Genomic DNA, 24,256 nt, shown 5'->3' with positions numbered 1-24,256 from the left:
CGGCGTGTTTTTGGGAATGGATACTTGGGTGGCTTTTATGATGTGTAACACTAACGCCTTTCGGAGCCTGTTGGCAGGCTCTGCGCTTTTACTGGTAGTCGCACCGGCGGTGCAGGCGGCGGATCAGCTCCCTGATGCGCCATCGATTGATGCTCGTGCCTTTATTTTGATGGATTATGCCAGCGGTAAAGTGCTGACCGAGGGCAATGCGGACGAGAAGCTCGATCCGGCAAGTTTGACCAAAATTATGACCAGCTACGTAGTGGGTCAGGCGCTTAAAGCTGGGAAAATTAAACTGCCGGACATGGTCACCATCGGCCGTGACGCATGGGCTACCGGTAACCCGGCGCTGCGCGGTTCTTCGGTGATGTTCCTGAAGCCGGGCGAGCAGGTTTCGGTTGAGAACCTCAACAAAGGGGTGATCATTCAGTCGGGCAATGATGCCAGCATCGCAATTGCTGATTACGTCGCTGGCAGCCAGGATTCATTTGTGAGCCTGATGAATGGCTACGCGCAAAAAATCGGCCTGACCAATACCACCTTCAAAACCGTTCATGGCCTGGATGCGCCAGGGCAGTTCAGCACCGCGCGCGATATGGCGCTGCTGACCCGCGCGATGATTCACGATGTGCCAGAAGAGTACGCGGTACACAAAGAGAAAGAGTTCACCTTCAACAACATTCGCCAGCCTAACCGCAACCGTCTGCTGTGGAGCTCTAATCTGAACGTTGACGGCGTGAAAACCGGGACCACGGCGGGGGCAGGCTACAACCTGGTGTCATCCGCCACCCAGGGCGATATGCGCCTGATTGCGGTGGTACTGGGCACCAAAAGCGATCGCGTGCGTTTTAACGAGTCGGAAAAACTGCTGACCTGGGGCTTCCGTTTCTATGAAACCGTAACCCCAATTAAACCGGATGCCACCTTCATCAGCCAGCGCGTCTGGTACGGTGACACCAGCGAAGCGAAGCTGGGCGCCGGGGAAGCCGGGTCGGTGACAATCCCTCGCGGGCAGTTGAAGAACCTGAAAGCCAGCTACACCTTAACGCAGCCGCAGCTGACCGCGCCGTTGACCAAAGGGCAGGTGGTAGGCACCATCGACTTCAAACTCAACGATAAAACCATCGAACAGCGTCCGCTTATCGTGATGGAAGCGGTCGAAGAGGGCGGATTCTTTGGCCGCATGATGGACTTCGTGTTGATGAAGTTCCACGAGTGGTTCGGCGGCTGGTTCTCCTGATAACGCCTTAATACAGCAGCGAAATTTGCTGCTGTTTTGCCAGTGCCACCAGTTCGTCGTCCGGGCAGGTGTCGCTGGCAATCACGTCAAAGCGCGTTAAATCTCCCATCCGCGCCGGGCGCACCTTCCCAAACTTACTGTGATCCGCGACCAGCACGTGATAGCGCGCCTGGCGCATCGCCCAATGCTTCAACGGCAGCTCTTCGAGATTAAAACAGGTTGCCCCCATCTCAATATCAATACCCGCTGCGGAATAAAACGCGATATCCGGGCACAGGTGCGACAGCGTATCCTGCTCGCTAATGGGCTTAAAGATGGCATTGCTGGCGTGAAACTCGCCGCCGCAGAGAATCGGACGACAGTTGGGTTTGTCCTGAAGTGCCAGGAAGGTGTTGAGCGAATAGCAGACGGCGGTAAACGGTAGGTCGTTATCGATGGCGTCAATGATCCACGGTGTGGTGGTGCCGCAGTCGAAGAAGGCCATCTGATGCGCTTTCAGCAGCTTCGCCGCATGTCGGGCCGCCAGCTTTTTTTCATCAACCAGGCGCGTTTTCTGATCGCTTAACAGGTAGTGAGGCACGCTGCGCGGCTCCAGCACCACATAACCACCCAGCAGTACAACCGGGCCGCTTTCGCTGTTGAGGTCGCGACGAATCGTCATTTCGGAAACGCCAAGCAGCGCAGCCGCTTCTTTTAAATGCAGCTTATCGCTACGTTTCAGTGCCTGAATGAGTTGGCCAATTCGTTCGTCGCGTCGTGTTTCCATAGATCCTCTAGCGGAAATGCCCCGGCAAGGATACCGGGGTCAGCGCGTTATTTTACCTGCGAGCGAAGGGCTAGTCACGCACCCAACCTTTACGAATCGGTAGCGAGAAAATTAGACGATAAGCCTGCTGAAGTCGTGGGAAGACGCGGGCACCCACGAACAGCCACAGGATTTGCGCCACCATACAGCCAACAAGGCCGCACAGGAAGCCGCCGAGCATATCCATCGGCCAGTGTACGCCAAGGTACACGCGCGACCAGGCAATGGCGATACCGATGGCCATCAATACCAGCCCGGACCACAAACGGTGCCAGAACAAGAACGCCAGTGCGAAGGTGAAAATCACCGTGCCGTGATCGCTTGGGAAAGAGTTATCCGCAGAGTGGTGCAGGAAGTTATAGCCGATATTGGCCACAAACGGCCGTTCATGCGGGAACAGCTGGCCCATTGTCCAGGAGATGGTCAGGCTGACGGCAATGGCCAGCGCCACTTTAACCACCAGATGACGCTGCGCGTGAACCTGCCGACGTTCTCCCCATAACCACATGGCGGCGGCCAGCAGGGGGACAATAAGGATCAGGTCCTTTGCTAAAAATGTCGCCAGCGAAATCTCCCATTGCGCTGAGGCAGGGGTGGCGTTGATGAGCAAAAACAGCGTGTTATTGAGATTTTCCAGCATAACGTTCCGGCTTCGTAGATGACGGTTTTATGACAGCCAGCTTAAAAAACCAATCCTGGACGGTAAAGCGGCATTGTCTGAATCCTGCTTCCGGCGTACAAGTATCTGGAAATTAAGGCGGCGCAATAAGCGGCGTAGAGTATAACGCGCACAACCTTAAGCAAATCTTAACGACATCAATTTGTGCGAAATCGTTATGCTGCGTGATAATTAACTATCACCACTACCGTGCATTGATTAAACTTGCGCGTTTTTATTACGGATGCGAGTCAAATGGATACTTCCACTTCTTCCCGGAAACGCTTGGGGCGTAAGGCAATTCTGTTCCCGCTTTGCCTCGTGCTCTACGAGTTTTCCACCTATATAGCCAACGATATGATCCAGCCGGGGATGCTGGCGGTCGTGCAGGAATTTAATGCCGGCGACGAGTGGGTTCCAACCTCCATGACCGCGTACCTGGCGGGCGGTATGTTCCTGCAGTGGCTGCTGGGGCCGCTGTCGGACCGTATTGGGCGTCGTCCGGTGATGCTCACCGGGGTTATCTGGTTTATCGTCACCTGTCTGGCGACGCTGTTGGTGCAAAACATTGAGCAGTTCACCTTCCTGCGCTTTTTACAGGGAGTGAGCCTGTGCTTTATCGGTGCGGTGGGTTACGCGGCGATTCAGGAATCGTTCGATGAAGCGACCTGTATCAAGATAACGGCGTTAATGGCCAACGTCGCGCTGATTGCCCCGCTATTAGGGCCGCTGGTGGGAGCCGCGTGGATCCACCTCGCACGCTGGGAGAGCATGTTTGTGCTGTTTGCCCTGCTGGCAGCCATCTCTTATGTCGGTCTATTTAAATCGATGCCCGAAACGGCGACCCGTATGGGTGAGTCGCTATCGCTAAAAGCGCTGGGCCGCGATTATCGCGAAGTGCTGAAAAATGGCCGCTTTGTGGCTGGCGCGCTGGCGACAGGGTTTGTCAGCCTGCCGTTGCTGGCGTGGATTGCACAATCACCGGTAATTATTATCAGCGGCGAGAAAGCCAGCAGCTATGAGTATGGTCTGCTGCAGGTACCGATCTTCGGCGCACTGATCCTCGGTAACCTGGTGCTGGCGCGCTTGACCTCACGCCGTACGGTGCGCGAGCTGATTATTGCCGGCGGTTATCCCATTATGTTCGGCTTGATTCTGGCGGCTGCGGCGACGGTGGTCTCTTCTCACGCCTATCTGTGGATGACGGCTGGACTGAGCTTCTACGCCTTTGGTATCGGTCTTGCGAACGCGGGGCTGGTGCGCCTGACGCTGTTTGCGAGCGACATGAGTAAAGGCACGGTCTCGGCGGCGATGGGGATGCTGCAAATGCTTATCTTCACGGTGGGCATTGAGCTTAGCAAGCACAGCTATCAGCTGGGTGGCATTGGTATGTTCAGCCTGTTTAATCTGGCGGGCGGCGTGCTGTGGCTGGGGCTGGTGGTGATGTTCCTGCGTGACAAAAGCGTCGGCAGCGGCTTACAGCCGGAGTAATCCCGGCAGGCGCTGCGCATTACCGGGCTACAGCCGTAGCCCGGTGTTCAGTCAGGCAAACGGCGCTTCGCCCTTCAGTGCTTTATCAATGATGGCTAACACACCTTCTTCATTATTGTGCGGCGCATGATAGCCAGCGACGGCTTTTACCGCCTCGGCGGCGTTGGCCATTGCAAAGCCGTATCCGGCTTGTTTCACCATCTCAATATCATTTCCGCTGTCGCCGAAAGCGACCACTTCTTCATCGGCAATGCCCCAGCGATCCTGTAGTAAACGCAGGCCGTGAGCTTTGTGCACGCCAGGGATAATCAGGTCAATACTGCCGTGACCGGTGGTCACCGCCGTCAGCAGATGGCCGAGTTTCTCATCCAGCGTCGCCTGCATCTGTGGGACTTTGTCGTCAGGAATATTCAGGGCGAATTTCAAAATGGTGTCATCGATATTGTCGAAATTATCCACCAGTTCGATGCGGTGATAATAATGTTCGGCAATCTGATGGAAGCGCGGGTCATAGCTTTTCAGCGTATAGGCGCTGCCTTTACCGCAGGCGATAATTTCAATTTCCGGACGGGTCAGCAGGAAATCAACAATCTGCTGGAAGTGGTCGCGCGGCATTGAGCAGTTATACACATCTTCGCCCGCATCGCGCACCCAGCCGCCGTTCTCGGCCACGAAGGCGATTTCCCCAACAATCTCCGGGAAGAAGGAGGCCAGCTGGTAATACTGGTTACCGCTGGCGACTACGAATCGGATCTGCTGCGCTTTCATCTGCTGATACTGCTGACGAAAGCGCTCGCGGTTATAGGTTTTCTTATCGTTGAGGAACGTGCCATCCATGTCTACGGCGATCAGTTTAACGCTCATTATTGACTCTCCATTACAACGCGGGGCTCGGGTTTAGCCACCGCTTTCGCGACTATCGCGGCAATCAGAACCAGCGCCAGTACGGCCAGCATTGCGCTACGCAGACCGTAATGTTCGCCGAGGAAGCCGAGCAGCGGCGGTCCTACCAGAAACGCCAGATACCCGGTGGTGGCAACAACGCTCACGCGGGTAGGGGCGTCCGGGCCGGTGTCGCTGGCAGCGGAAATGGTCAGCGGGAAACCGAGCGATGCGCCCAGACCCCACAGAATAACCGACACCCCTGCAACCCATGGGCTGTCGACAAAGATAATCAGGGCAATGCCCAATGCGCCCATCAGCGCACTGGCGCGGACCACGGTGACGCGGCTGTAGCGGTCAATAAACCAGCCGCCGGTAAAGCGGCCAACCGTCATCCCTAGCGTAAAGCCAGTATAAATCAGTGAACCAGAGGTTGGGCTAAAGCCATGGCCATCGACCATCAGCAGCGGCAGCCAGTCATTAGCGGAGCCTTCGGCAAAGGCCATCGCCAGCACCACCACGCCAATAAGCATCAGTTGCCCATCGCGCCAGAACGGCACGCCTTTTTCCTGGTGTTGTGCATTCTCAGCCTCGTTGCGCCCGGTACCGTCCGGAATGGCTTTGATAGCGATAGCAATGGGGGCGATACCCACCAGCGCCGCGACCAGAATATGCCACATGGCCGGCAGGCCAAAGGCGGTTACCGCCATGCCGACGCCTGCACCTACCAGGGTGCCAAAGCTGTAGAAGCCGTGCATCATCGGCAGCACGGTTTTTTTCATTTCGCGTTCAACCGCCGCGCCTTCCACATTAATGGCGACTTCGGCCGAGCCGAAGCTGGCGCCGAATATCGCCAGACCAATGGCGAATACCCACGCGGAGCTTAGGTACAGCGCCAGGCTTAGGATCATCATGCCAACTAAGGCGCATGACATGGTGGTACGGATAACGGCGCGGGTACCGAATCGTTTCACTAAAAAGGCCGAACAGAGGATCCCGCTCATCGAACCAATCGACAGACCAAACAGCACGATGCCCATTTCTGCGGTGGATACGGACAAAATATCGCGGATTGCCGGGGTACGCGTAGCCCAGGAGGCCATTAATAAACCGGGTAAAAAGAAGAACATAAAGAGTGCCCACATCCGCAGTTGCAGGGCTTTACGGGAGGTTAACGTTGTCATCCATTCGAGTCGGGTCGGAAAGTGTGCAGACAACACTAACAAGGTTGTGTACATTTGTACATAACTTGAGTGAGGAGAGTTATGGCTCGTCGACCGAATGACCCACTGCGCCGCGCACGTATTATTGATGCGACCCTTGAAACTATCGCTATCCATGGGATTAGTGCGGTGACGCACCGAAAAATCGCCAGCTGTGCCGATGTCCCGCTGGGCTCAATGACCTACTATTTCGACGGTATCGAAGCGCTACTGGGCGAAGCCTTTGGCACCTTTACCGCGCGCATGTCGGAAGAGTACACGGCATTTTTTGCCGGCGTCACCACCGTTGATGGTGCCTGCGATGCGGTGGCTGAGCTTATTTTCAGCAGCCAGGTCACCACGCCGAAAAATATGACGCTGATGTATCAGCTCTACGGGCTCGCCAGCAGTACGCCCACGCTAAAAGCGGTGATGCAAAACTGGATGCGCCGCAGCCAGCAGACGCTGGAGCAGTGGTTCGAACCCGCCACCGCCCGCGCGCTCGACGCCTTTATCGAGGGGATGACGCTGCATTTTGTCACCGACCGTCAGCCGCTCGTGCGCGAGGAGATCCGAAAAATGGTAGGGCGGATTGCGGGAGAGAGCGGCTAAAAGCGTATACGCTTAGACAAACTCTTTTGCCGAGGCCTTGCGATGACGACAGCATTATCCGGCGGCTGCCTGTGCGGCCGCATCACCTTCACTGCCATGAATCCCACCAACGCCCACAGCTGCTCTTGCGATATCTGCCAAAAACATACCGGCGGCCAGACCGTGGTGTGGCTCGAGTTCGCCGCTCATGATGTCCAGTGGACGGGAGAGGGCGGGCGGCCTGCCACCTGGCGTTCGTCTGACGTTTCCAGCCGCGCATTCTGCCCGCAATGCGGCAGCTCGCTGGGCGCAATTGACGACGGCCCGGTGATCGCGCTGCTGAGCGGGGTGTTTGACCAAAACCAGAGCGCCGCATTTGCACCTGATTTTCATGCCTTCGAGGATATGAAACCGCAGTGGTGGCGTGAGGTTTTGCCGGATGGGGAGTGAGCGCTAATCGAGTATTGCCGGATTTCAGGCAACAAAAAACCCATCAACCTTGAACCAAAGATGGCGGGGTTGATGGGCTCCACAAAATGGGGACATCAAAGAAAAGCAGTGGCACTAATTAAGACTTGCGCCTGGTCAAAAAGTTCTGCGTTGCGCAAAAATATTTTTCTTTTCTTTGTTTCCCTTCGGCTCGGGCTAGCCGCCGAGCCCTGGCCAGATGATGATAATCAGCGTACCGGCCAATGTTAACAATACGTTAGCGATAGCGTAGGTGCCCGCGTAGCCGAGCGCAGGAATGTTACTGCGTGCGGTGTCGCTGATGATTTCCATGGCCGGTGCGCAGGTACGGGCACCCATAATGGCCCCGAACAGCAGCGCGCGGTTCATGCGCAGAATGTAGGCACCGAACAGGAAGCAGATAACGACGGGAATCAGGCTGACGAACAAACCAGCAACCAGCATTTGTCCGCCGACTACGCCGAGACCGTTACCGATGCCGCTACCGGCGCTTAAGCCGACGCCGGCCATAAACACCATCAGGCCAAACTCTTTCACCATATTCAGCGCACCCTGCGGGATGTAGCCGAAGGTTGGGTGGTTGGCACGCAGGAAGCCCAGCATGATACCGGCGAACAGCAGACCGGCCGCGTTGCCGACACCAAAGTTAAAGTTGCTGAACTGGAAGGTGATCATGCCGATCATCAGGCCAACGATAAAGAAGGAACAGAAGGCCAGCAGGTCTGTCACCTGGCTGTGAATGGAGACGAAGCCGATGCGGTCGGCGACGGTTTTCACACGGCGCGCATCGCCGCTTACCTGCAGTACATCGCCTTTATTGAGCACGATATTGTCGTCAATCGGCATTTCAATCTGGCTGCGGATCACCCGGTTCAGGAAGCAGCCGTGGTCGGTCAGCTTGAGCTGCGCCAGGCGACGACCAACGACATTGTGGTTTTTGACCACAATCTCTTCGGTGACGATACGCATATCCAGCAGATCGCGGTCGAAGACCTCTTTACCGTTACGGAAGCTCGGGTCGAGACGCGCATGGGCGTCCGGGTAGCCAACCAGCGAAATCTCATCGCCCATTTGCAGCACCGCATCGCCGTCTGGGTTAGCGAGAATGCCGTTACGACGGATACGCTCGATATAGCAGCCGGTCTGGCGATAGATGCCCAGCTCGCGCAGGTTTTTACCGTCGGCCCAGGCGACCAGTTCCGGGCCCACGCGGTAGGCGCGGATAACCGGCAGATAGACTTTACGATTGGTATCGGTATCCAGACCGCGCTCGCGAGCGATTTGCTGAGCGCTGGTCTGCAGATCCTGATGCTGGAATTTTGGCATATAGCGAGCGGCGACAATCAGGCTAACCAGACCAATCAGGTAGGTTAACGCGTAGCCGAGGCTCAGATGATCCTGCGCTTGCGCCAGCAGACCCGCTTCCATACCGGAGTGACGTAGCGTATCGCCAGCGCCAACCAGTACCGGCGTTGAGGTCATGGAGCCTGCCAGCAGACCGGCCGTCAGGCCGATGTCCCAGCCAAACAGCTTCCCGAGCCCCAGGGCAATGAGCAGCGCGCTGCCAACCATCACCAAACCGAGCATCAGATAATTCTTGCCGTCGCGGAAGAAAATAGAAAAAAAGTTGGGTCCGGCTTCTACGCCCACGCAAAAAATAAACAGCATAAAGCCCAGATTGAGCGCTTCAGTGTTAATACTGAAGTGTTGCTGTCCTAATAAGAGAGAAACCACCAAAACGCCAATGGAATTACCTAGTTGGATTGAGCCCAGACGTAATTTGCCAAGACAAAGCCCTAGCGCTAATACCACGAATAATAACAGGATGTAATTCCCGTTTAACAAATCTGCGACGTTTATATTCACGGAGTCTAACTTATTGTTTACCAGTAACGTGTTGAAAGGAATGGCTATTTGGTCTACTGTTGACCAAGGGTTATGGCTTATGTGCTGCTATCCTGTACCCGAAGAATAACCAGAAAATAGCGGACGATAGTTTAATCGTTCCTGACAGCTACGGCTAGCAACAATCGCTTTTAGCACAGAAGTGTTTTGGCATGGAAAGCCAGTGACTTTATCTGACTGGGCGTCTGAAAAGACGAAGTCTGGATTTTGATAGAGAGATTTTTCAGGAGATGCGTGTGAAAACTGAACGCGGTTGGGTTGGCGTAATTTGCTGCTTCATTTTATTTATAGTGGTCTTTTGTTCCCTGGTTCTGCACATGAAGGGCGCTTTTCGCTCGTCAGGTACGCCTGAACTGGGTCTGCTGTTTTTTCTGATCCCTGGGGTGGTTTCCAGTTTTATCTCTTCGCGCCGTCGAGTGCTGCGTCCGCTGCTGGGGGCGATCCTCGCCGCACCGCTGTGTCTTATGTTGACGCGTATTTTCTTCGTTAGCGACCGTTCAATGTGGCAGGAACTGGCCTGGCTATTCAGCGCTATCTTTTGGTGCGCGCTGGGTGCGCTGTGCTTTTTGTTCGTTAGCTCGTTGCTGGGGGATAAGCGTCGGGAAGGAAAACGCCCGCTATAGAAGCGGGCGTTAAAATCAATACTAAGCAAACAGGCCGAGGTTTTCTTTTGCCCAGGCTTCAAAATCTGTACACCCGCCGATGTGCTGCTGATCGACAAAAATCTGTGGCACGGTCTCAACCGGTTTACCCACCGTTTTTTCCAGATCGGCTTTGGTGATACCTTCTGCATGAATATCGACGTAGCGATAGTTAAAATCGTCGCGTTCCTGAGTCAGTTTTTCCGCCAGCTCTTTTGCACGAACACAGTACGGGCAGCCAGGACGACCAAAAATTACGGTAAACATATGTCTCTCCTTAAACGAGCGGACTAATCAATGTGCCTGTCGGCGAATGGCGCTTATCATGCCCCGCTATCGATGATGGGGAAAGAAGGTTCTGCCTGTTGTTACGATTCATCCAGGCTATGTTTGGCTAAATATTTTTTGCGGGCTTGTCGTTATACTCGTGGTCAATAGTGTGCGTGTATGTGTCAGAGAGTACCGGTACAGGAGAAGAAGTATGCGATCGCTCGGAGCACTCCCGAAAAGCGTGTTGATACTCGAAGCCATTGGCATGGTGGTGCTGGCGGCGGCATGGTTGTCGCTGAATCAGTACGTCACGTTGCCCGATCCCTTTGCCAGCCAACTCGCGGCGGTGGTGATGATCTTCGTCGGTATTGCGCTGATGCTGCCCGCAGCGGCGGTGCTTTTCTGGGGCATTGCCCGCACCGTCGCCCCGCAGTTGATGAATTCCAACCTGCCGCAAGATAAGGAAAAAAAAGATGACGCCGACCATTGAGGTCCTGCTTAACCACCGTTCCATTCGCCAGTTTACCGGCGAGCCTATTACCGACGAGCAGCGCAACGCGATAATTGCCAGCGCGCAGGCCACGTCAAGCTCTAGCTTTTTGCAGTGCACCTCAATCATTCGTATCACGGATACAGCCATGCGCGCGCAGCTGGTGGAATTGACCGGCGGTCAGGCTCACGTTGCTCAAGCGGCAGAGTTCTGGGTGTTCTGCGCAGATTTTAACCGCCACCTGGCTATCTGCCCGGATGCGCAGCTGGGGTTGGCCGAACAGCTGTTGCTAGGCGTGGTTGATACGTCACTGATGGCGCAAAACGCCCTAACCGCCGCCGAGTCATTGGGCCTTGGCGGGGTTTATATTGGTGGACTGCGTAACAATATCCAGTCGGTTACGGATCTCCTTGGGCTGCCAAAACATGTGCTGCCGCTGTTTGGGCTGTGCCTCGGCTGGCCTGCCAGTCAACCGGATCTCAAACCGCGCCTGCCTGCCACGCTGCTGGTACATGAAAACCACTACCAGCCGCTCAATAAGGTGGAACTCGAGCGCTACGATGAAGAGCTGGCGCAGTATTATCTGTCACGTAGTACCAACGCGCGCCGCGATACCTGGAGCGACCATATCCGCCGGACGCTGATTAAAGAAAATCGGCCGTTTATTCTCGATTACCTGCATCAGCAGGGTTGGGCAACGCGCTGATTAATGACGGATAAGCTGGCGGCTAAAGCCTGAAATTGTGTTCGTGCGCATGCCCCTGGTCAGGCGGGCGCTGTATCATACGTCGGTTTTTTTGAGGTCTTCTGGAGAGGTAAAGGGTGAAAATTGCCATTTTGTCCCGGGATGGAACGCTCTATTCGTGCAAGCGTCTGCGTGAAGCCGCTAAGCGCCGGGGGCATATTGTTGAAGTACTCGACCCGCTTTCTTGCTACATGAACATTAATCCAGCGGAGTCGTCCGTTCACTATAAAGGCCAGCAATTGCCGCACTACGATGCGGTGATCCCGCGCATTGGCTCGGCAATCACCTACTATGGTCTGGCCGCATTGCGCCAGTTTGAAATGCTGGGCAGTTACCCATTAAACGAGTCTGTGGCTATCACCCGTGCTCGCGATAAACTGCGTTCTTTACAGCTGCTGGCGCGCCAGGGCATTGATTTACCTATCACCGGTATTGCGCATTCGCCGGATGATACCAGCGATCTCATCGACATGGTTGGCGGCGCGCCGCTGGTGGTAAAGCTGGTCGAAGGTACACAGGGGATTGGTGTGGTGCTGGCCGAAACGCGGCAGGCGGCAGAGAGCGTCGTTGACGCATTTCGTGGCCTGAATGCACATATCCTGGTACAGGAATATATCCAGGAAGCCAAAGGCTGCGATATCCGTTGCCTGGTGGTGGGCAATGAAGTCGTTGCGGCGATTGAGCGACGGGCGAAAGAGGGCGATTTTCGCTCGAATCTGCACCGTGGTGGCATCGCCACGGTGGCCGATATTACCCCCGCCGAGCGTGAGATTGCGCTAAAAGCTGCGCAAACGCTGGGTCTTGATGTTGCCGGTGTCGATATTTTACGTGCCAACCGTGGCCCGCTGGTGATGGAAGTGAATGCCTCGCCCGGGCTTGAAGGGGTGGAAACCACCACCGGAATCGATATTGCGGGCAAAATGATCGAATGGATCGAACGCCAGGCGCACCCCGGCTTTTGCCTGAAGATCGGTGGATAGTTCGTCTATCGTGGTATGCGCAGGCATTTTTGCGTAGACTGTGCGCTAAAATCGTACTTATACCGGGCCTGCGCCCGGTAGTTTGTTTTTCTGGGTTGTTAATTTACTGCATGAGGTCATAGGCAATATGGATTCTCTCGTCGTCCCGAGTCTGGATACGTTACGTCAGTGGCTCGACGAAATGGGCATGAGCTTTTTTGAGTGCGACACCTGTCAGGCGCTGCACCTACCGCATATGCAAAATTTTGACGGCGTCTTTGATGCCAAAATCGATCTCATGGATAACGTCGTGCTGTTCTCCGCGTTGGCCGAGGTCAAACCTTCCGCACTGCTGGCACTGGGAGCCGATCTCTCGGCGATTAACGCCAGTTCGCTGACCGTGAAAGCGTTCCTCGATATGCAGGATGATAATCTGCCAAAGCTGGTGGTTTGCCAGTCTTTATCCGCAGCCGTTGGGGTCACGTTCGAACAGTTTGCTTCATTTGTACAGCAGAGCGAAGAGCAGGTATCGATGGTGATCCTCGAGGCCTCCGCGCACGACCTGCTGTATAAGGCGGAAGAGGGCGAACAGCCTCCGGAAGATATTCAATACCATTTTCTTCACTAATACTGCCCGCTAAATAGCGCAGTCACTGCCATAGTGGCTGCGTATCACATTTTTTTATTCTACCTTTAACCTATTTTTAAAGATTCTTTCACTACCTGATTGCCGCTTTTGGCTTATCAGATAGAGTGATCCTGCATAAAAAATTGATAAAAGGCGTTTTTTCCGCTGCCCTATAGCCTCTGACTCGGGCTACAGTTATTCTTGCGACATATCGATGCCCCCCTCTCTATTGCTAGCGATAATCATTGTTGGCGAGATTTTTGCATCGGTATCGCGAGCAATGATTGTAGGGGAGCCCAGTCTCTTCTCTCTCATTCAGTCCGAAATAATATGCATGGTTTCTGCATACTCTACATTGCGTATATTCAGTCCGTTTGTTAACGGGCGATGAGAAGGATAAGAGATATGGCCGCCTTGAATAAAAAATGGTTAACAGGTCTGGTGACGGGTGCGTTGATGGCCGCCTCGGCAAGCGTGCTCGCTGCAGAACAAAAAACGCTGCATGTCTATAACTGGTCTGACTATATCGCGCCGGACACCGTGGCGAATTTTGAAAAAGAGACTGGGATTAAAGTCGTGTACGACGTATTCGACTCCAACGAAGTGTTGGAAGGCAAACTGATGGCCGGCAGCACCGGCTTTGATCTAGTGGTGCCTTCCGCAAGCTTCCTCGAGCGCCAGCTGACCGCGGGCGTCTTCCAGCCGCTGGATAAGAGCAAGCTGCCAAACTGGAAAAACCTCGATCCGGATGTACTGAAGCTGGTGGCTCGCCATGACCCGGACAAAAAATACGCGCTGCCTTATCTGTGGGCGACCACCGGTATTGGTTATAACGTCGATAAAGTCAAAGCCGTGCTGGGCAAAGACGTGCCGCTGAACAGCTGGGATCTGGTGATGAAACCAGAGAACCTTGAGAAGCTGAAAAGCTGCGGCGTCTCATTCCTCGATGCACCGGAAGAAATTTTCGCCACCGTACTTAACTACTTAGGCAAAGATCCGAACAGCACCAAGGCCGATGATTACACCGGCCCGGCGACCGACCTGCTGCTGAAGCTGCGTCCGAATATCCGCTACTTCCACTCTTCGCAATACATTAACGATCTCGCCAACGGCGATATCTGCGTGGCTATCGGCTGGGCGGGCGACGTCTGGCAGGCGGCTAACCGTGCGAAAGAAGCGAAGAACGGCGTGAACGTTTCTTACTTCATTCCGAAAGAGGGTGCGCTGGCGTTCTTCGATGTCTTCGCGATGCCGGCCGATGCCAAAAACAAAGATGAAGCCTATCAGTTCCTCAACTACCTGATGCGTCCAGACGTTATCGCCCATATCAGCGATCACGTGTTCTACGCTAACGGTAATAAGGCCTCTACGCCGCTGGTAAGTGCCGAAGTTCGCGATAACCCGGCGATTTACCCACCGGCTGACGTCTTCGCCAAGCTGTTTACGCTGAAAGTCCAGGATCCAAAAATTGACCGCGTCAGAACGCGCGCATGGACGAAAGTAAAAAGCGGGAAATAATTCAATCACCTGAAAGGTGATGAACATGCACCGGGGCAGTGCAGCTGCCCCAATCTGGACACCGGCCGCCTGGCCGGTCGCCAGGGGTTGATGTGACAACCGGGTCATATCGATATTTGTTTTTTGCCGGAGAGCACCAGATTGAACGACGCAACTCCCCGCCCACAGGCGAAAACTCGCAAAGCGCTCACCCCGCTGCTGGAAATCCGTAACCTGACCAAATCCTTCGACGGTCAGCATGCGGTCGATGACGTTAACCTCACCATTTATAAAGGCGAAATCTTTGCCCTGCTGGGGGCTTCCGGCTGCGGAAAATCAACCCTGCTGCGTATGCTAGCGGGATTCGAGCAGCCAACGGCCGGGCAAATCGTGCTGGATGGCGTCGACCTGGCGCAGGTTCCACCTTATCTGCGCCCGATTAACATGATGTTCCAGTCATATGCGCTCTTCCCGCATATGACCGTCGAGCAGAATATTGCCTTTGGCCTCAAGCAGGACAAACTGCCGAAAGCGGAAATTACCGCCCGCGTCAGCGAAATGCTGGCGCTGGTGCACATGCAGGAGTTCGCCAAACGCAAGCCGCATCAGCTCTCTGGCGGGCAGCGTCAACGCGTCGCGCTGGCGCGCAGTCTGGCCAAGCGGCCAAAGCTTTTGCTGCTGGATGAACCGATGGGTGCGCTGGACAAAAAGCTGCGCGACCGGATGCAGCTGGAAGTGGTGGATATTCTGGAGCGCGTTGGCGTGACCTGCGTGATGGTGACTCACGACCAGGAAGAGGCCATGACTATGGCCGGGCGCATCGCCATTATGAACCGTGGCAAATTTGTGCAGATTGGCGAGCCAGAAGAGATTTATGAGCACCCAACTACCCGCTATAGCGCCGAATTTATCGGTTCGGTAAACGTCTTTGAGGGGCTGCTAAAAGAGCGTCAGGAAGACGGCCTGGTGATTGAATCTCCGGGGCTGGTGCATCCGCTGAAGGTGGATCCCGATGCCTCGGTAGTCGACAACGTTCCGGTGTACGTGGCGCTACGTCCGGAAAAAATCATGCTCTGTGACGAACCGCCTGCCGATGGCTATAACTTTGCCGTCGGTGAAGTGGTGCACATCGCCTATCTGGGCGATCTCTCTATCTACCACGTGCGGCTGCAGAGCGGCCAGATGATCAGCGCCCAGTTACAGAATGAAAATCGCTACCAGAAAGGGTTACCCACCTGGGGCGATGAAGTGCGTCTGTGCTGGCACGCCGACAGCTGTGTGGTACTGACGGTTTAAGGAGGGGCGATGAGTATTTATGAACCACCGGCCCGCCCGCATAAGCCGGGCGGCCTGGCCCTGTGGCTGGCGCGCATCAATATGAAACATGGCCGTAAGCTGGTCATTGCGATGCCGTATATCTGGCTGATTTTGCTGTTTTTACTGCCATTCCTGATTGTCTTTAAAATCAGTCTCGCCGAGATGGCGCGCGCCATTCCGCCGTATACCGATTTGATGGAATGGGCGGATGGCCAGCTGAGCCTGACGCTGAACTTTGGCAACTTCCTACAGTTGACCGACGATCCGCTCTATTTTGAAGCCTATCTTCAGTCGCTTCAGGTGGCGGGTATCTCAACGATCTGCTGTTTACTGCTTGGCTATCCGCTGGCCTGGGCGGTGGCGCACAGTAAACCGTCAACCCGTAATATCCTGCTGCTGCTGGTTATCCTGCCGTCGTGGACCTCGTTTTTGATTCGCGTCTACGCCTGGATGGGGATTCTGAAGAACAACGGCGTGCTGAATAACTTCCTGATGTGGTTGGGAGTTATCGACCAGCCGCTGACCATTCTGCACACCAACCTCGCGGTGTATATCGGTATCGTTTACGCCTATTTGCCGTTTATGGTGCTGCCTATCTATACCGCGCTGACCCGCATTGATTACTCGCTGGTTGAGGCCTCGCTGGATCTCGGCGCGCGTCCGCTGAAAACCTTCTTCAGCGTGATTGTGCCGCTCACCAAAGGCGGGATTATTGCCGGTTCGATGCTGGTGTTTATTCCGGCGGTAGGGGAGTTTGTTATCCCGGAACTGCTGGGCGGCCCGGATAGCATCATGATTGGCCGCGTGCTGTGGCAGGAGTTCTTCAACAACCGCGACTGGCCGGTGGCGTCAGCGGTGGCGATCGTCATGCTGTTGCTGCTGATCGTGCCGATCATGTGGTTCCATAAATATCAGCAGAAACAGATGGGGGATCACGGATGAATTACTTACCGGTCGTGCGCTCGCCGTGGCGCATCCTGATTCTGGTGATTGGGTTTACGTTCCTCTACGCACCGATGTTGATGCTGGTCATCTACTCGTTTAACAGCTCGAAGCTGGTAACCGTGTGGGCGGGCTGGTCGACGCGCTGGTACGGCGAGCTGTTTCGCGATGACGCGATGATGAGCGCGGTGGGGCTGAGTCTAACCATTGCCGCGGCGGCGGCAACGATGGCGGCTATTCTTGGCACCATCGCGGCGATGGTGATGGTGCGCTTTGGCCGATTCCGCGGGTCTAATGGCTTTGCCTTTATGATAACTGCGCCGCTGGTTATGCCGGACGTCATTACCGGGCTGTCGCTGCTGCTGCTGTTTGTCGCGCTGGCGCACGCCATCGGCTGGCCGGCGGATCGCGGCATGCTCACCATTTGGCTGGCGCACGTGACTTTCTGTACTGCTTATGTCGCGGTGGTGATCTCCTCGCGGCTGCGTGAACTCGATCGTTCGATAGAAGAGGCGGCGATGGATCTGGGTGCCACGCCGCTGAAGGTGTTTTTCATCATTACGCTGCCGATGATTATGCCGGCGGTTATCTCCGGCTGGTTGCTGGCGTTTACCCTGTCGCTGGATGACCTGGTGATCGCCAGCTTTGTGTCCGGCCCCGGAGCAACCACTTTACCGATGCTGGTGTTCTCCAGCGTACGTATGGGGGTGAATCCGGAGATCAACGCCCTGGCATCGCTGATTTTAGGCGTAGTAGGAATTGTCGGATTAATCGCCTGGTATCTGATGGCACGCGCAGAAAAACAGCGGGTGCGCGATATCCAACGTGCAAGACGCGGATAATCCACTTAAAATCGATACGGATATGCAGTCGATGCCGCGAACGTTCGCGGCATCGTTTTCATGGAAGGCGATACATTGGAATTGTTTACTCGAACTCGACGGTCGCACGCCCGCCTGAATGTGCCTGCTTTGGTGCAGGTGGCCGCGCTCGCGATTATTTTAATCCGCTGCCTCGATCTGTTGATGATCTTAAACCTGCTGGGGCTTGCCGGAATTGGCGATTTTATTCATCGCAGCGTACAAACCTGGACGCTGACGCTGGTATTTCTAAGCAGCCTGCTGCTGGTTTTCGTTGAGATTGGCTGCGCATTTTCGTTGGTAAAAGGGCGTAATTGGGCGCGCTGGGTCTATTTACTGACCCAGGTGATTGCCGCCAGCTATCTGTGGGCCGCCTCGCTCGGCTATGGTTATCCGGAGCTGTTCAGTATTGCCGGAGAGACTAAACGCGAGATTTTCCGTTCGCTGGTCATGCAGAAAATGCCGGATCTGCTGGTCTTACTCCTGCTTTTTGTCCCCGCTGCCTCGCGGCGATTTTTCCGCTTACAATAACGGTGATACAATCCACGCCCCCGTTTTTGTGAAGGTCTTTGTATGCAGTGCGCACTTTATGATGCCGATCGTTGTCGTTCATGTCAGTGGATTGAACGACCGATTTCCGAGCAACTTGCGGCCAAAACGGCCGATCTCCAGACGCTGCTGGCGGACTTTGCCGTTGGCGACTGGTGCGCACCCGTCTGCGGCCCGGAACAGGGTTTTCGCAATAAAGCCAAAATGGTGGTTAGCGGCAGCGTCGAAAAACCGCTGCTTGGCATGCTACACCGTGATGGCACGCCGGAAGATCTTACGGATTGCCCGCTCTATCCCGCCAGCTTCGCGCCGGTATTTGCCGTCCTGAAGCCATTTATCGCCCGCGCCGGGCTGACGCCGTATAACGTGGCGCGCAAGCGCGGCGAGCTGAAATATTTGCTGTTAACCGAAAGCCAGCAGGATGGCGGCATGATGCTGCGCTTCGTGCTGCGCTCGCAGGACAAGTTGGCGCAACTGCGCGCGGCGCTGCCGTGGCTGCAGGCGCAGCTGCCACAGCTTAAAGTCATCACCGCGAATATCCAGCCGGTGCATATGGCGATTATGGAAGGTGAGCAGGAGATCTTCTTCACCGAACAGCAAGCGCTAGCGGAGACCTTCAACGGCGTGCCGCTGTGGATCCGCCCACAAAGTTTCTTCCAGACTAATCCAACGGTCGCCAGCGAGTTGTATGCCACGGCGCGTGACTGGGTAAGGGCGCTGCCGGTCAATCATATGTGGGATCTGTTCTGCGGTGTGGGCGGATTTGGCCTGCACTGCGCCACGCCGGAGATGACGCTGACCGGGATTGAAATTGCCCCCGAGGCCATTGCCTGCGCCAAACAGTCGGCGGCGCAGCTGGGGCTGGATAAGTTACAGTTCCAGGCGCTGGATTCGACACAGTTTGCCACCGCCCAGGGTGAAGTCCCGCAGCTGGTGCTGGTTAACCCGCCGCGTCGCGGGATTGGCAAAGCGCTGTGTGATTATCTTAGCGAGATGGCGCCGGAGTACATCGTTTACTCAAGCTGTAATGCGCAGACCATGGCGAAGGATTTCGCTCACCTGACGGGCTACCGCGTCGAGCGGGTACAGCTGTTCGATATGTTCCCGCACACCGCGCATTACGAAGTGCTGACGCTGTTAGTACGTATCTAACGCGGTGATGACAGCCCGGCAGGCCATCGCCGCCGGGTTATCACCGTAGGGCTTACTGACTCATCGCGTCTTTTTTCATGCCATCTTTCGCCATGTTATCCATTTTGCCCATCTTGTCCTTTTTCATTCCGTCTTTGTGCATACCGTCTTTTGCCATTCCATCCTTACACATGCCGTCTTTACACATTTTGTCGTGCGGTTTCGCCATGCCGTCTTTGGCCATGCCATCGTGGGACATCGCCATACCGTCTTTATGCATCGCATCTTTGCTCATGCTGTCGGCGGCCTGAACGTTCACCATAAACAGGGCGGACAGAGCAGCAGCGGCAATCATCATCTTTTTCATGGTATTTCCTCATCATTTTTGCGTTAGGGATTAACTTCCACCAAACCAGTTGTAGCCCTGGTCTTCCCAGTAACCGCCCGGGAAACGATTGGTGATTTCGATAGATACAACGTGCTTCGGGTTTTTGTATCCGAGCTTGGTCGGAATACGGATTTTCATCGGATAACCGTACTCGGGGGGCAGAATGCGGTTATCCCAGGTTAAGGCCAGCAGCGTCTGGGGATGAAGCGCGGTGGCCATATCGATGCTGGTGTAGTAATCATCCGCGCAGCGGAAGCTGACATATTTGGCGCGCTTATCGGCGCCAATCAGCCCCAGGAATTGGCGGAAAGGCACGCCGCCCCATTTGCCGATAGCGCTCCAGCCTTCGACGCAGATATGGCGGGTGATTTGGCTGACCTGCTGCATGTGATAAAGCTCGGTTAAGCTCCAGCTTTTTGTCGTCTGTACCAGGCCGCGGATCTCCAGTTGGTAATCACGACCGTCCACTTTGGGGATATCCTCGGGGCCATAAAAGGCGTTAAACGGGAAGGGCCGCGTGATTTGCGACTCGCGGTATTCCGGTGCCAGGTCGCGGTCGCTAAACAGGAAGCCCTGTACGCGGTCGTTAAAGCGGGACATGCGGGACAACGCCGTTTCTATGCTTTCGTTATCGCTAATGTCGCACCCGGTCAGCATCATGATGCCGCCGAGCGTCAGGCCCTGGCGCAGCAGGCGGCGGCGATCCGGACTTAATAACTTTTCGGCATCTTTCAGCAGATACTGTTTATCGCTGGCGGAAAGAAAGGTCGGTTTTTTCATCTTGTTATCCTTAGCGTCCACGCAGTATGGCGAGTAATGTCCGTGGCACCAGCAAAACCATCAGCAGATGAATGACCACAAACAGGCCCATCGCGCTCATACAGAAGAAATGGATATAGCGGGCGGTTTTATAGCCGCCGAGCAGTTCACGTAGCAGCGGAAACTGCACCGATTTCCACAGCACCAGGCCCGACAGCACCAGACCGATACCCAGTAAAATGACGCCCAGATAGGCAAGTTTCTGCACGGCGTTGTAGTGGCTAAGGTCGGCGTGCTGGAGCTTGCCACGTAGCGCCTGGCGCAGGTCATCGAAAAGCTCGCGAAGGGAAAGCGGGAAGAATTTGCGCTGAAAACGCCCGGTGATGATGCCGAGCGTCAAATACACCAGCGCATTGATGCCCAGCACCCACATCATGGCGAAATGCCACTGCAATGCGCCGCCAAGCCAGCCGCCGAGCGTGAGGCTGGCCGGAAAGGTAAAATCAAACAGCGGGGAAGCGTTGTAGATGCGCCAGCCGCTAAACAGCATACCGGCGATGGCGATAGCGTTAACCCAGTGGCAGCAGCGCAGCCACAGCGGGTGAATGTTTGCAGGACGCGATGAGGACATGGCCGGCTCTCCGTGAATGACATGTTCACAGCATGCGCGGTTTCCTATCACCAGATCCTCACGGAAGTTTAAATAAAATGTGATAACTTGCCGCGCTCGCCTGCGTTAAGCTTGAGAAAAGACTGTCGGTGAAGACTCATGAATAGCGCAAAGAAAATACTGCTGGTTGAAGACGACCGTGACATCGCCACATTGCTGCAACTCAACTTGCAGGATGAGGGCTATCAGATAGTGCATGAAGCCGATGGCAATCAGGCGCTGGTGCAGCTTGAAAAACAGAGCTGGGACGCGGTGATCCTCGATTTAATGCTGCCGGGCGTTGACGGGCTGGAGATTTGTCGACGTATCCGTCAGATGACGCGCTATCTGCCGGTGATTATTATCAGCGCCCGCACCAGCGAAACGCACCGGGTGCTGGGGCTGGAGATGGGGGCCGACGACTATCTGCCGAAACCCTTTTCCGTGCTGGAGCTGATTGCCAGGGTTAAAGCGCTGTTTCGCCGTCAGGAGGCGATGGGGCAAAACATCCGTCTGGAAAGCGGCTCGATAGCCTGTCACGGTCTCGACATTGAACCGCTGTCGCGGGAAGTGCGTCTGCGCGGTGAGCCAGTGGAACTGACGCCGCGCGAATTCGACCTGTTGTACTGGTTTGCGCGCCATCCGGGCGAGGTGTTTTCCCGCTTATCGTTGCTCGACCGGGTGTGGGGCTATCAGCACGAAGGCTATGAGCACACCGTCAATACTCACATCAACCGCCTGCGGATTAAGATTGAGCGCGATCCCGCCGAGCCGGAAATCATTCTGACCGTCTGGGGAAAAGGCTATAAATTCGCCACCGAAAAAACGGAGTCTGTGCCATGATCCGTCGATTGAGCCTCAGCCAGCGGTTAACCCTGGTGTTCACCTCCATTTTGCTGCTCTGCGCCGTGGCGGTATGCAGCGTGCAGCTCTACAGCAGCAGCCAGTACGGGAATGCGATGGTGCAGCGTCTGTCGGCTGGGCTGGCGCAGCAAATCGTCAACAGCGAGCCGCTGCTTGATGAGCAAGGTAACGTCAATCGTCAGACGCTGAAAACCTTGTTCGACAGGTTGATGACGCTCAATCCCAGCGTCGAACTTTATCTGGTCTCGCCGGAAGGACAGCTGCTGGCCGATGCCGCGCCGGCAGGGCATCTGAAACGACAGACCATTGCCATCGCGCCACTACAAGATTTTCTTGGCGGCGCGGCCTGGCCGGTTTACGGCGATGACCCGCGCAGCGTTGATAAGCAAAAGGTCTTTAGCGTCGCGCCGGTGCGCCTCGATGGCCAGCTTCACTGCTATCTCTACATCATCTTACAGGGCGAAGCTTTTAACGCGCTGGCTGATACTGCATGGCATGAGGCGCTGTGGAGCACGCTGTCGTGGTCTCTGCTACTGGTGGCGCTGTTTGGCCTGCTGGCCGGGATGACCGTCTGGTATTGGGTGACGCGCCCGGTGAAAAAGCTGACCGCAGATGTTCGCGGGCTGGATCAGGACAGTATTAGCGCGATTAAACAGCTGGCGCAGCAAGAACTGGAAAGCAGTCCAGCCAATGAAGTGGCGATTTTGCGCAATACCTTTATCGAGCTGGCGAGAAAAATCGCCAGCCAGTGGGATCAGCTATCCGATAGTGACCGGCAGCGCCGCGAATTTATCGCCAATATTTCCCATGATTTACGCACGCCGCTGACCTCTCTGCTGGGATATCTGGAGACGCTCTCGATAAAGGCCGATACGCTGTCGCCGGCCGATAACCGCCAGTATCTGGCGATTGCTTTACGGCAGGGACACAAGGTGCGGCACCTGTCACAGCAGCTATTTGAGCTGGCAAAGCTCGAGCATGGCGGCATCAAGCCGCAGCTGGAGCGCTTCGCCATTGGCGAGCTGATTCAGGACGTGGCGCAGAAATTCGATCTGGCGATTGAAACCCGGCAGCTGAAGCTGCAGGTCGATATGCCGCGCGGATTACCGCAGGTGCTGGCCGATGTATCGATGATAGAGCGGGTGGTCACCAACCTGCTGGATAACGCCGTGCGCCATACGCCGGTCGGCGGAACCATTTCCCTGCGAGTCTGGCAGGAGGATTCACAGCTACAGGTCGAAGTTGCAGACAGTGGGCCTGGCGTGGAGCAGGAACTGCGCGATCAGCTATTCCAGCGGCCGTCTGCACTGAACCCGAAGAGCGTGCGGGAGAATCGCGGTGGTCTGGGCTTACTGATTGTTCGAAGAATGCTGGAGCTGCACGGCGGGGGGATTCGACTGATGGAGGCTTCTGCGGGCGCATGTTTCCGCTTCTTTGTCCCACTATAAATGTTCCGCGATAAAAAAGCCCCGCTGAGCGCGATGCTCAGCGGGGCGTTATTTGTTACTGCGGGAACCACTGGTCGCTGATTTTCTGGTAGGTGCCATCAGCTTTAATGGCTTTCAGCGCGCCGTTGAGTTTTTCCAACAGCGCTTTGTTGTCCGGGCGAACCGCGATGCCAAGGCCGGTACCGAAGTACTGCGCGTCAGTCACTTTCGGCGTGGCTGCACCCAGCTGCGGGTTGGTTTTCAGCCACTCGTTCACCACCGCGGTATCGCCAAATACGCCATCGATACGGCCGTTTTTCAGGTCAATAATCGCGTTCTGGTAGCTGTCATAGGCCACGGTTTTCACTTCCGGGTGTTTATCCATCAGGTATTTCTGGTGGGTTGTGCCGTTTTCCATCCCGATACGTTTACCTTTCAGGTCTTCAAAGCTTTTGTACTCGCCTTTTTTGGCGATAACCAGCGCGGAGTTGGCGTAGTAAGCATCGGTAAAGGAGACCTGTTTGCTACGTTCTGGCGTGATATCCATACCGGAAATTACCGCGTCGTATTTTTTGAATTTCAGCGCCGGGATCAGGCTGTCGAACGCATGGTTGGTGAAGGTACATTCGGCCTGCATTTGTTTGCACAGCGCGTTCGCCAGATCGATATCAAAGCCAACAATCTGGTTGTTTGCATCCATTGATTCAAATGGAGGATAGGTCGCGGAAACGCCAAAGCTGATTTTATCTGCGGCATGTGCGCCTGCGGCAACGGTGGCGAGTAAGGCGGCCAATACTAATTTTTTCATGGATGTGCTCCTGTCTGTCTGACTTGTTGGATGCTGCCCTGCGTGTGGCATGGAGTTACAATGCCATTGTGTGAATTTATATGCAATATA

At 55.3% G+C, this 24,256-nt stretch carries 27 protein-coding genes; 17 read left to right on the top strand and 10 right to left on the bottom strand.

The features are described from left to right. The first annotated feature begins 37 nt into the window (after positions 1-37). Complete coding sequence (gene dacC / locus LZ634_RS10785; protein WP_234504845.1) at positions 38-1,240, top strand: serine-type D-Ala-D-Ala carboxypeptidase; 1,203 nt, start codon at positions 38-40, stop codon at positions 1,238-1,240. A gap of 7 nt (positions 1,241-1,247) precedes the next feature. Here the strand turns inward: dacC and deoR are convergent, their stop codons facing one another. Further along, entirely contained in the window at positions 1,248-2,006 is a 759-nt protein-coding gene (gene deoR, locus LZ634_RS10780; protein ID WP_234504841.1) for a DNA-binding transcriptional repressor DeoR, read from the bottom strand. Between the two features lie 70 nt (positions 2,007-2,076). After that, entirely contained in the window at positions 2,077-2,685 is a 609-nt protein-coding gene (ybjG, locus tag LZ634_RS10775) for an undecaprenyl-diphosphate phosphatase (RefSeq protein ID WP_234504839.1), read from the bottom strand. 273 nt (positions 2,686-2,958) lie between these two features. Here ybjG and LZ634_RS10770 point away from each other — a divergent pair, with 273 nt between their 5' ends. Then, positions 2,959-4,194, top strand: a complete 1,236-nt coding sequence (locus LZ634_RS10770) for an MFS transporter (RefSeq protein ID WP_234504837.1) — start codon at positions 2,959-2,961, stop codon at positions 4,192-4,194. A gap of 51 nt (positions 4,195-4,245) precedes the next feature. On the opposite strand, the gene LZ634_RS10765 is transcribed toward LZ634_RS10770, so the two are convergent. Both LZ634_RS10765 and LZ634_RS10760 read right to left on the bottom strand, forming a co-directional pair. Next, the gene (locus tag LZ634_RS10765; protein WP_234504834.1) at positions 4,246-5,058 is read right to left on the bottom strand and encodes a Cof-type HAD-IIB family hydrolase; all 813 of its coding nucleotides are present in this window, start codon (positions 5,056-5,058) and stop codon (positions 4,246-4,248) included. After that, positions 5,058-6,260 (bottom strand): MFS transporter, encoded by a 1,203-nt coding sequence (locus tag LZ634_RS10760; protein ID WP_234504832.1) that lies wholly within the window; start codon positions 6,258-6,260, stop codon positions 5,058-5,060. Before LZ634_RS10760 ends, LZ634_RS10765 begins: the two co-directional genes overlap by 1 nt. 81 nt (positions 6,261-6,341) lie before the next feature. Here LZ634_RS10760 and LZ634_RS10755 point away from each other — a divergent pair, with 81 nt between their 5' ends. Then, a complete protein-coding gene (locus LZ634_RS10755; protein WP_234504831.1) occupies positions 6,342-6,890 on the top strand; it encodes a TetR/AcrR family transcriptional regulator in 549 nt (182 codons plus the stop codon). Positions 6,891-6,932: 42 nt separating this feature from the next. Then, positions 6,933-7,319 carry a GFA family protein gene (locus LZ634_RS10750; protein ID WP_234504830.1) on the top strand — a complete coding sequence of 129 codons (387 nt, stop codon included), beginning with the start codon at positions 6,933-6,935 and terminating at the stop codon, positions 7,317-7,319. A 195-nt stretch (positions 7,320-7,514) separates the two neighbouring features. On the opposite strand, the gene LZ634_RS10745 is transcribed toward LZ634_RS10750, so the two are convergent. Continuing rightward, the gene (locus LZ634_RS10745; protein ID WP_234504829.1) at positions 7,515-9,203 is read right to left on the bottom strand and encodes an aspartate:alanine antiporter; all 1,689 of its coding nucleotides are present in this window, start codon (positions 9,201-9,203) and stop codon (positions 7,515-7,517) included. 275 nt (positions 9,204-9,478) lie between these two features. Between LZ634_RS10745 and LZ634_RS10740 the strand changes: the two genes are divergently transcribed. Then, complete coding sequence (locus LZ634_RS10740) at positions 9,479-9,865, top strand: inner membrane protein YbjM (protein WP_234504828.1); 387 nt, start codon at positions 9,479-9,481, stop codon at positions 9,863-9,865. A 21-nt stretch (positions 9,866-9,886) separates the two neighbouring features. On the opposite strand, the gene LZ634_RS10735 is transcribed toward LZ634_RS10740, so the two are convergent. Beyond that, a complete protein-coding gene (locus tag LZ634_RS10735; RefSeq protein ID WP_052284291.1) occupies positions 9,887-10,150 on the bottom strand; it encodes a GrxA family glutaredoxin in 264 nt (87 codons plus the stop codon). 214 nt (positions 10,151-10,364) lie between these two features. Between LZ634_RS10735 and LZ634_RS10730 the strand changes: the two genes are divergently transcribed. The 10 genes from LZ634_RS10730 to rlmC all read left to right on the top strand — a co-directional run bounded on the left by LZ634_RS10730 (position 10,365) and on the right by rlmC (position 19,292). Further along, a complete protein-coding gene (locus tag LZ634_RS10730; protein WP_234504827.1) occupies positions 10,365-10,643 on the top strand; it encodes a YbjC family protein in 279 nt (92 codons plus the stop codon). Continuing rightward, positions 10,627-11,349, top strand: coding sequence for an oxygen-insensitive NADPH nitroreductase (gene nfsA, locus LZ634_RS10725; RefSeq protein WP_234504826.1), 723 nt, complete (start codon positions 10,627-10,629; stop codon positions 11,347-11,349). The genes LZ634_RS10730 and nfsA overlap by 17 nt, the downstream gene beginning before the upstream one ends. A 116-nt stretch (positions 11,350-11,465) precedes the next feature. Continuing rightward, positions 11,466-12,368 carry a 30S ribosomal protein S6--L-glutamate ligase gene (gene rimK / locus LZ634_RS10720; protein WP_234504825.1) on the top strand — a complete coding sequence of 301 codons (903 nt, stop codon included), beginning with the start codon at positions 11,466-11,468 and terminating at the stop codon, positions 12,366-12,368. A gap of 127 nt (positions 12,369-12,495) precedes the next feature. Further along, positions 12,496-12,975 carry a YbjN domain-containing protein gene (locus tag LZ634_RS10715; protein ID WP_234504823.1) on the top strand — a complete coding sequence of 160 codons (480 nt, stop codon included), beginning with the start codon at positions 12,496-12,498 and terminating at the stop codon, positions 12,973-12,975. 405 nt (positions 12,976-13,380) lie between these two features. Then, the gene (gene potF, locus LZ634_RS10710) at positions 13,381-14,493 is read left to right on the top strand and encodes a spermidine/putrescine ABC transporter substrate-binding protein PotF (RefSeq protein ID WP_234504821.1); all 1,113 of its coding nucleotides are present in this window, start codon (positions 13,381-13,383) and stop codon (positions 14,491-14,493) included. A 141-nt stretch (positions 14,494-14,634) separates the two neighbouring features. Next, complete coding sequence (potG, locus tag LZ634_RS10705; RefSeq protein WP_234504819.1) at positions 14,635-15,768, top strand: putrescine ABC transporter ATP-binding subunit PotG; 1,134 nt, start codon at positions 14,635-14,637, stop codon at positions 15,766-15,768. A gap of 9 nt (positions 15,769-15,777) precedes the next feature. Then, complete coding sequence (gene potH / locus LZ634_RS10700) at positions 15,778-16,731, top strand: putrescine ABC transporter permease PotH (RefSeq protein ID WP_234504817.1); 954 nt, start codon at positions 15,778-15,780, stop codon at positions 16,729-16,731. Next, a complete protein-coding gene (gene potI / locus LZ634_RS10695) occupies positions 16,728-17,573 on the top strand; it encodes a putrescine ABC transporter permease PotI (protein ID WP_234504815.1) in 846 nt (281 codons plus the stop codon). The genes potH and potI overlap by 4 nt, the downstream gene beginning before the upstream one ends. A 60-nt stretch (positions 17,574-17,633) precedes the next feature. After that, complete coding sequence (locus LZ634_RS10690) at positions 17,634-18,122, top strand: YbjO family protein (RefSeq protein ID WP_234504813.1); 489 nt, start codon at positions 17,634-17,636, stop codon at positions 18,120-18,122. A 42-nt stretch (positions 18,123-18,164) separates the two neighbouring features. Next, on the top strand, positions 18,165-19,292 hold the full coding sequence (rlmC, locus tag LZ634_RS10685; protein WP_234504811.1) for a 23S rRNA (uracil(747)-C(5))-methyltransferase RlmC: 1,128 nt from the start codon (positions 18,165-18,167) through the stop codon (positions 19,290-19,292). Positions 19,293-19,344: 52 nt separating this feature from the next. On the opposite strand, the gene LZ634_RS10680 is transcribed toward rlmC, so the two are convergent. From LZ634_RS10680 to LZ634_RS10670, 3 genes are read right to left on the bottom strand one after another with little or no spacing between them, the layout of a single operon-like run. Then, the gene (locus LZ634_RS10680) at positions 19,345-19,638 is read right to left on the bottom strand and encodes a pentapeptide MXKDX repeat protein (protein ID WP_234504809.1); all 294 of its coding nucleotides are present in this window, start codon (positions 19,636-19,638) and stop codon (positions 19,345-19,347) included. Between the two features lie 30 nt (positions 19,639-19,668). Beyond that, positions 19,669-20,439 (bottom strand): molybdopterin-dependent oxidoreductase, encoded by a 771-nt coding sequence (locus LZ634_RS10675; RefSeq protein ID WP_234504807.1) that lies wholly within the window; start codon positions 20,437-20,439, stop codon positions 19,669-19,671. A gap of 10 nt (positions 20,440-20,449) precedes the next feature. Further along, positions 20,450-21,049 carry a cytochrome b/b6 domain-containing protein gene (locus LZ634_RS10670; protein WP_234504804.1) on the bottom strand — a complete coding sequence of 200 codons (600 nt, stop codon included), beginning with the start codon at positions 21,047-21,049 and terminating at the stop codon, positions 20,450-20,452. Between the two features lie 138 nt (positions 21,050-21,187). Here LZ634_RS10670 and LZ634_RS10665 point away from each other — a divergent pair, with 138 nt between their 5' ends. Together LZ634_RS10665 and LZ634_RS10660 are read left to right on the top strand one after the other, a co-directional pair. Next, on the top strand, positions 21,188-21,910 hold the full coding sequence (locus LZ634_RS10665) for a response regulator transcription factor (RefSeq protein WP_234504803.1): 723 nt from the start codon (positions 21,188-21,190) through the stop codon (positions 21,908-21,910). Then, complete coding sequence (locus LZ634_RS10660) at positions 21,907-23,379, top strand: sensor histidine kinase (protein WP_234504800.1); 1,473 nt, start codon at positions 21,907-21,909, stop codon at positions 23,377-23,379. Before LZ634_RS10665 ends, LZ634_RS10660 begins: the two co-directional genes overlap by 4 nt. A gap of 55 nt (positions 23,380-23,434) precedes the next feature. Here the strand turns inward: LZ634_RS10660 and artJ are convergent, their stop codons facing one another. Next, entirely contained in the window at positions 23,435-24,166 is a 732-nt protein-coding gene (gene artJ / locus LZ634_RS10655) for an arginine ABC transporter substrate-binding protein ArtJ (protein WP_234504798.1), read from the bottom strand. Positions 24,167-24,256 lie beyond the last annotated feature (90 nt).

The organism is Kluyvera intermedia (assembly GCF_021440345.1).
Classification (GTDB): domain Bacteria; phylum Pseudomonadota; class Gammaproteobacteria; order Enterobacterales; family Enterobacteriaceae; genus Kluyvera; species Kluyvera intermedia_A.
This window is presented reverse-complemented; position numbering and strand designations above follow the sequence as displayed.

Bases quoted from the DNA above. Each gene is read 5' to 3' on its own strand.
- dacC (WP_234504845.1), top strand. From the start codon at position 38: ATGATGTGTAACACTAACGCCTTTCGGAGCCTGTTGGCAGGCTCTGCG.
- deoR (WP_234504841.1), bottom strand. From the start codon at position 2,006: ATGGAAACACGACGCGACGAACGAATTGGCCAACTCATTCAGGCACTG.
- ybjG (WP_234504839.1), bottom strand. From the start codon at position 2,685: ATGCTGGAAAATCTCAATAACACGCTGTTTTTGCTCATCAACGCCACC.
- LZ634_RS10770 (WP_234504837.1), top strand. From the start codon at position 2,959: ATGGATACTTCCACTTCTTCCCGGAAACGCTTGGGGCGTAAGGCAATT.
- LZ634_RS10765 (WP_234504834.1), bottom strand. From the start codon at position 5,058: ATGAGCGTTAAACTGATCGCCGTAGACATGGATGGCACGTTCCTCAAC.
- LZ634_RS10760 (WP_234504832.1), bottom strand. From the start codon at position 6,260: ATGACAACGTTAACCTCCCGTAAAGCCCTGCAACTGCGGATGTGGGCA.
- LZ634_RS10755 (WP_234504831.1), top strand. From the start codon at position 6,342: ATGGCTCGTCGACCGAATGACCCACTGCGCCGCGCACGTATTATTGAT.
- LZ634_RS10750 (WP_234504830.1), top strand. From the start codon at position 6,933: ATGACGACAGCATTATCCGGCGGCTGCCTGTGCGGCCGCATCACCTTC.
- LZ634_RS10735 (WP_052284291.1), bottom strand. From the start codon at position 10,150: ATGTTTACCGTAATTTTTGGTCGTCCTGGCTGCCCGTACTGTGTTCGT.
- LZ634_RS10730 (WP_234504827.1), top strand. From the start codon at position 10,365: ATGCGATCGCTCGGAGCACTCCCGAAAAGCGTGTTGATACTCGAAGCC.
- nfsA (WP_234504826.1), top strand. From the start codon at position 10,627: ATGACGCCGACCATTGAGGTCCTGCTTAACCACCGTTCCATTCGCCAG.
- LZ634_RS10715 (WP_234504823.1), top strand. From the start codon at position 12,496: ATGGATTCTCTCGTCGTCCCGAGTCTGGATACGTTACGTCAGTGGCTC.
- potF (WP_234504821.1), top strand. From the start codon at position 13,381: ATGGCCGCCTTGAATAAAAAATGGTTAACAGGTCTGGTGACGGGTGCG.
- potH (WP_234504817.1), top strand. From the start codon at position 15,778: ATGAGTATTTATGAACCACCGGCCCGCCCGCATAAGCCGGGCGGCCTG.
- potI (WP_234504815.1), top strand. From the start codon at position 16,728: ATGAATTACTTACCGGTCGTGCGCTCGCCGTGGCGCATCCTGATTCTG.
- LZ634_RS10690 (WP_234504813.1), top strand. From the start codon at position 17,634: ATGGAAGGCGATACATTGGAATTGTTTACTCGAACTCGACGGTCGCAC.
- rlmC (WP_234504811.1), top strand. From the start codon at position 18,165: ATGCAGTGCGCACTTTATGATGCCGATCGTTGTCGTTCATGTCAGTGG.
- LZ634_RS10680 (WP_234504809.1), bottom strand. From the start codon at position 19,638: ATGAAAAAGATGATGATTGCCGCTGCTGCTCTGTCCGCCCTGTTTATG.
- LZ634_RS10675 (WP_234504807.1), bottom strand. From the start codon at position 20,439: ATGAAAAAACCGACCTTTCTTTCCGCCAGCGATAAACAGTATCTGCTG.
- LZ634_RS10670 (WP_234504804.1), bottom strand. From the start codon at position 21,049: ATGTCCTCATCGCGTCCTGCAAACATTCACCCGCTGTGGCTGCGCTGC.
- LZ634_RS10665 (WP_234504803.1), top strand. From the start codon at position 21,188: ATGAATAGCGCAAAGAAAATACTGCTGGTTGAAGACGACCGTGACATC.
- LZ634_RS10660 (WP_234504800.1), top strand. From the start codon at position 21,907: ATGATCCGTCGATTGAGCCTCAGCCAGCGGTTAACCCTGGTGTTCACC.
- artJ (WP_234504798.1), bottom strand. From the start codon at position 24,166: ATGAAAAAATTAGTATTGGCCGCCTTACTCGCCACCGTTGCCGCAGGC.